Origin of the sequence: Veillonella parvula (assembly GCF_018366295.1) — a bacterium.
GTDB lineage: Bacteria > Bacillota > Negativicutes > Veillonellales > Veillonellaceae > Veillonella > Veillonella parvula_P.
Genome location: NZ_JAGZIJ010000019.1, coordinates 1 through 6,411 on the forward strand (window position 1 = coordinate 1; position 6,411 = coordinate 6,411).

Here is a 6,411-nt window from a genome sequence, read left to right on the forward strand (position 1 = left end):
ACAATTCCAATTGGACCAAAAGGGCAAGCGCATCATGGATGATTCCCGCGTTATGACTGGTCAAGAGCGTTACCGCAACAATGTGTTGTACTACATGAACGTTCGTCGTAGTTGGTACATCGTAAGCCATCGTTATAAAAACGATAGCTATGGGCGTTTGGCATTAGATCGTTTGTACAACGATTACAAGCAGTTCTTTACGGACCATGCGACGGTGTCTGAAGACGCTAAATTGGACTATGCGCAACAAATCATCGATATCTTGGATCGCAATACAGCCAATGTACATGATGATGAATTGCGTTTCTACATGAATGAAATGGTTATCTTCAGCTTGAACGAAGCTATGAAAGACGGCAATAATCGCGTGAAACCTGTGGACGAAAAAATGGCTCCTGCGATGGACGAACTTTCTACAGTAGACCTTCGCAAAGCGATTAATGCACCCACAATTCAATAAAATAATTTAATAGAATGAATAAGAATATCGAGGACTGTCCGAGTGGGTAGTACCTCGATATTTTTTTATATATCGAAATAATCTAAACGTATAATTTCATGAAAATAAAATGAAAAAAATTTTACTTTTTCAGAAATATGTGGTATTTTAGTAATATATTTTTAAAAATATCGATATATTCTCATTGATTATCGATTTATTTCTAAGATTTTTATGTAAGTGGATATAGTTAGTTTGCTTTAAAGGAGAAAGATTAATGAATCGAGTATTTAAAGTGATTTGGAATCGCACAAAGGGCTGTTATGTTGTTGTGGCAGAAACAGCAAAGAACATGACGAAACGTTCCTCTTTGTCGGTTGTATTCTCTAAAATGGTAGGTACTACAGCAGTTGCCATTATGTTGACAGGCGTTATGATGCCTACGGATGCGTTGGGGGCACCTATTACAAGAGGTACTGGTGCGACAGCAGAAAATGACGGCGGTATTGCTGTAGGTGAAAGAACAAATGCTCGCGGTGACTATAGTGTGGCTATGGGTACAGACGCTACTGTTGGTAAAAATGATCCATCCGAATCTGAAAGCCAAAACGGTATCGCTATCGGTCATGGTGCTACAGTAAGTGTTAACCCTGCTACAGCAACACCAGGTATTACAGATAAGAGCGGTGGTATTGCCATCGGTCATGATGCGACAACTAAGGATATCAATACAATTGCTATTGGTACAAGCACTATCGGTCAAGGTGCGCAAGCTGTAGCTATTGGTCGTAATGCGCGCACAATTGCTAATAACGGCGTAGCTATCGGTAATGAAGCACGCGTACAATCCACGAACGGCTTTGCCCTTGGTAATAATGCACGTGCCGGATTTGATGAAGCTAATCAATTGATAGGCCTTGATAATGATCAGGCTTTCGGTTCCAATGCGCGTGCTTATGGTGGTTCATCCATGGCGTTTGGTAATAATGCAAAGGCGTCTAAAGGTGGTGCTGTTGCTATGGGTAACGGCTCTCAATCTCGCGGTGAGTGGGGCGTAGCCATCGGTAATGGTGCAAAAGCATTAGCACAAGGTGCCCGTGCTATTGGTGCTAACTCTACAGCTGATGCAACTAATGCAGCTGCTATGGGCTGGGATAGTGAAGCCACTGGAGCGTCCTCCATTGCTATAGGTGAAACAGCAAAGTCAACAGGTACTAATTCTATTGCTATCGGTACAGGTGCAAAGGCAACCGGTGAAAGTACTGTAGGAACAAATATTCCGACAAGTACGGTGGCTATCGGTCATGGTGCACAAGCGTTGGAAAATGGGGATGTTGTTATCGGTCGTTCCGCAAAGAGTATTGTTTCTACGGAACATGGAAATCCTGGATCTGGCGCTGTTGTTATGGGGGCGGATGCCGCTTCTTACGGTGCTCGTGGTGATGTAGCTATCGGTGCATCTGCGGAAACAAATGTAAAAATTAAGAACGCTGGTGGCACTGTTAATCCTAAATATGCTCAAGGTGTAGCTATTGGTAGCACTGCAAAAACTTATGGTACACAGTCTCTTGCATTGGGTGCAGATACAAGAGCTATCGGTAATTCATCTGTTGCCATCGGTGGTGATGATATCGATATGGCTCGTACTGAATTGGAAACAGCTGTGCCTCAATTGGCTGTAGGAAACGGTATTAAAAAGAGCTTTAACAAGGAAATTGAAGATAAATTCGCGGGCACTCTTGGTTCGGCATCTATTAATGTAAAAGGTAAATATGCAAATACAGCAGCTATCGGCGATGCAACTACGGCTATCGGTACATTGAGTGAAGCCTATGGTACAGGCTCTACAGCAATTGGTATCAACTCTTTGACTAAAGGCGTAGCCAGCACAGGTATCGGCATCATGGCACGTAGCTGGGGAATAAATTCTCTTGCTCTTGGTACACAGGTTGGTGCTTATGGTGATCGTTCATCCTCTATCGGTGATACGAACCAGGTCGGTTTAGATATGAAAGACGGTTCTAAATCCGGGAAAGAGTCTGCTGCTGTTGGTTCTAAGAATACGATTTACGGCAATCAGGCGTATGCTATTGGTGCAGGAAATACTATCGGTTCCGCTACTGTTGTGACCACGACGGAAGCAAACGGCAGTGGTGCAGGTGCTGACCAGGATAAAATTACAACTGTTACTGCCGGTACTGTTAAGGGTAATATGTCTGGTGCATTCGGCTATAAGAATAGTATTACAGCCGATAGTTCTTATGCAGTAGGTAGTAATTCCAATGTTTCCGCTGATGGAGCTATGGTTCTCGGGAACAATGCTTCCGTAACAGCGAAAAATGCTGTGGCTCTCGGTAATAATACAAAGGTAGATAATGAAAGTGCTGTAGCATTGGGTACAGGTTCTGAAACAGCAGCAGCTGTGGCGACACCTTCTGCAACTATTAACGGGACTGTACATAACTTTGCAGGTATTAACCCAGCATCTACCGTAAGTGTAGGCAAGGCAGGCATGGAACGGACCGTTACTAATGTAGCAGCAGGTCGTATTTCCGCTACTTCTACGGATGCTATCAATGGTAGTCAATTGCATGCTGTTACTTCAGAGATGGATAAGGGTGTGGCATATGCCGGTGATGTGAAAGCTGCATCGGCTACAGCTAATCAATTTACTCGTAAACTTGGTGAACAGACGAATATTATCGGTGGTGTGACTGATCCGACAAAATTGTCTGATAACAATATTGGTGTTGTATCTAATGGATCGGATACGTTGAATGTGAAACTAGCTAAAACATTGACAGGTTTGGACAGTGTTACAGCCGGAAATACAACGATCAATAATGGTGGCTTAACTGTAGACGGTAAGACTTATGTAACGCCAAACGGTATCAATGCGAACAATCAAAAGATTACCAACGTGGCGGACGGTAGCAATCCTAATGATGCGGTTAACTACAGCCAATTACAAAAGGCTATCGGCGGTACTGCGAAGGCATCTAGTGTAAAAGCAAAGGATACGAATGTAACCGTAACAGAAGGTACAAATGCAGCAGGCGGTAAGGAATATACTGTTGGCTTAGGTGATAAGATTACTGTAGGCGGTACGACAGCGGCACATCCTGTAACTGTGGACGGCACTACAGGTCATGTAACAGGTCTTACCAATACGGACTGGGATGTAGATCATCCTGTAGCTGTATTTGGTCGTGGCGCTACTGAAGATCAATTGAAGAAGGTTAACGATAAAGTTAACACGAATAAGTCCGCTATTGATAAAAATGCCGGAGATATCGCTAATAATAAGAATGATATCAATAAAAACAAGCAGGACATCGCCGATAATAAACAAAACATTGCGAAAAATGCCGGGGATATCGTGAATATTAATAAGACTCTTGATAAGGGTTTGAATTTCGCTGGTGATACTGGTGCTGTAAGCAACAGAAAATTAGGTGATACCGTAACTATCAAAGGTGGTGCTGATGCAGCTAAGTTATCTGACAATAATATTGGCGTTGTATCTGACGGTAATGGTACATTAAATGTAAAATTGGCCAAAGAATTACAAGGATTAACATCCACAACTTTCACAAACGGTGGTAATAATACTGTTATCAACGGTGATGGTATGACAATTAATCCTGCTGGTGGTAATAAGGTAAGCCTCACAAAAGATGGTTTAAACAACGGCGGTAATACGATTACCAATGTAGGACCTGGTGTGAACGGCACAGATGCAGTTAATAAAAATCAATTAGATAGTGCTATATCTGGTGCAAAGACAACTGTAAGCGGCAGTAATAATATTGAAGTAGTTTCATCAAGTAAGGCGGGTAGTGGTACAAATTACGAAGTGAAACTAAAAGATACAATAACATTGGGCTCTGATGCTACAAAACAAATTGCGTTGGACGGTACTACAGGCACAATCAAGGCTGGTGATAAAGTTACAATCGATGGCAATAAAGGTACTATTAAAGCTGGCAACGTAACAATTGACGGTGAAAACGGTACCATTAAAGCTGGCGACAAGGTAACTATCGATGGTAAAGATGGTAAGATTGCGGCAGGCAAGGTATCTGTTGATGGTAAAGACGGTTATGTGACAGGTCTAGAAAACAAAGATTGGGATCCTGACAACATCACAAGCGGTCGTGCTGCTACAGAAGACCAATTGCAAAAATCTCACAAATCTTTAGATAATAAGATTAACAACCTAAGTGATGAAATCACGAAAAAAGGTTTGAACTTTGGTGCTAATAGTGGTAATCCAGTTCATAAAAACTTAGGTGAAACTGTATCTGTTGTGGGTACAGGCGACAAAGCTGATACTAATTACTCTTCCGAAAATATTAAAACAAAAATTAATGCGGACGGTAATATAGAGGTTATGATGGATAAAGACCTCAAAGCTGACAGCGTAACTACTGATAAGGTAAAAGTTGGTAAAAACGGTAAGGACGGCGTATCCATTACTGGTCCTAACGGTGCTGACGGTACAGACGGCAAGGTAGGTATCACAGGCAAAGACGGTAAAGATGCTGTATCTATGTTCGGCAAAGACGGTGTTGGTCATATCGGTTTAACTGGCAAAGACGGCCGTAATGCGGATATTACCGTTGATAAAGGTGATCCAGACTTAGATGGGAACAACATCACTCGTATTAAGTACCAAGACGAAAACGGTAAGACCCACCAAGTGGCAACTAAAGATGATGGTATGAAATACGGTGGCGATAGCGGTTCCGTAATCAAGAAAAAGCTTAACGAACAAGTTAATGTAGTGGGTGGCATTACTGATGCTAGCAAGTTGACTACAGAAGACAATTTAGGTGTCGTATCTGATGGTACTGGCAACCTTAAGGTTCGTATGGCGAAAGACTTGAAAGGTCTTGAAACAGTAACAACTAAGGATGCTGCAGGTAATACTACAGTTATGAACGGTGGCGGTATAACGATTACACCTGCTAGTGGTAATGCAGTTAGTCTTACTAAAGATGGCCTTAACAACGGCGGTAATACAATTACCAATGTAGGCCCTGGCGTAAACGGCACGGATGCGGTTAACGTAAATCAATTGAAAGGTGCTACAGATGGGTTAGCTAATGCTATTAACTCCGTAGCGGGCGAAACACAACGTGTAGGCGCACATGCGGCGGCTATGTCTGCATTGAAACCTATTCAATATGATCCATTGGAACCAACTCAAGTGATGGCCGGTATCGGTAATTACAGAGGTGAAACTGCGGCGGCTCTTGGCGTTGCACATTACACAGCAGAAGATACAATGTTCCATGTAGGCGTATCTGTTGGTAGCCACCATAACATGGTAAATGCCGGTGTAACTCGTAAATTCGGTACTTCCGATGCGAAGAAAGCAGTTCCTGAACGTTATAAGGGTGGCCCAATCAGCTCCATTTATGTGTTGCAAGATGAGGTAACAGCGTTGAAAGCTGAAAATGCACGTATGCAAGAAAGCCTCCATGAATTGTCTGCTGTTAAGGATGATAACGCACGTATGCAACAACGTATTGATGAATTATCCTCTGTAAAGGAAGATAATGAACAAATGAAGGCTCAAATTGCATTGTTGATGCAACAAGCAGGGCTTACAAAGTAAATTTGACTTGATTAAATGGGTTATTTAGTATACTCTAGTCATGTAAGAATCATGTAAGGAATATGAAAGCCGCCCTTTGGGAGGCGGCTCATCATTAGGAGGATTTATGAAATTCAAAAAATTTATGCCTGTATTGGCACTTGCTTGTGTGTGTGCGGTAGGTCAAGCGGATGCGGCTCGTGATACATTGATGATGCCGGAACAACCGGCTGAACCATTAAATGTGATTGAAGCAGAAGTGGCTGTTCCTGTGCCTAGCGAAGAAGTTCGCGACGTAGTGAATGCTTTCACACAATTCCAATTGGACCAAAAGGGCAAGCGCATCATGGATGATTCCCGCGTTATGACT

At 42.5% G+C, this 6,411-nt stretch carries 2 protein-coding genes and 1 pseudogene; all 3 read left to right on the forward strand.

Annotation, left to right across the window (positions count from 1 at the left end; translation table 11 throughout):
• On the forward strand, positions 1 to 460 hold a 460-nt coding region (locus KHY58_RS09975; RefSeq protein ID WP_278473252.1), incomplete at its 5' end, for a hypothetical protein.
• Between the two features lie 256 nt (positions 461 to 716).
• Positions 717 to 6,062: an ESPR-type extended signal peptide-containing protein gene (locus KHY58_RS09980; protein ID WP_004698088.1), complete on the forward strand. Its 5,346-nt coding sequence runs from the start codon at positions 717 to 719 to the stop codon at positions 6,060 to 6,062.
• A 106-nt stretch (positions 6,063 to 6,168) separates the two neighbouring features.
• A pseudogene (locus KHY58_RS09985) lies at positions 6,169 to 6,411 on the forward strand (hypothetical protein); the annotation flags it as partial.

Excerpts from the sequence above, each read along its gene's own strand:
- KHY58_RS09980 (WP_004698088.1), top strand. The coding sequence starts at position 717 with ATGAATCGAGTATTTAAAGTGATTTGGAATCGCACAAAGGGCTGTTAT.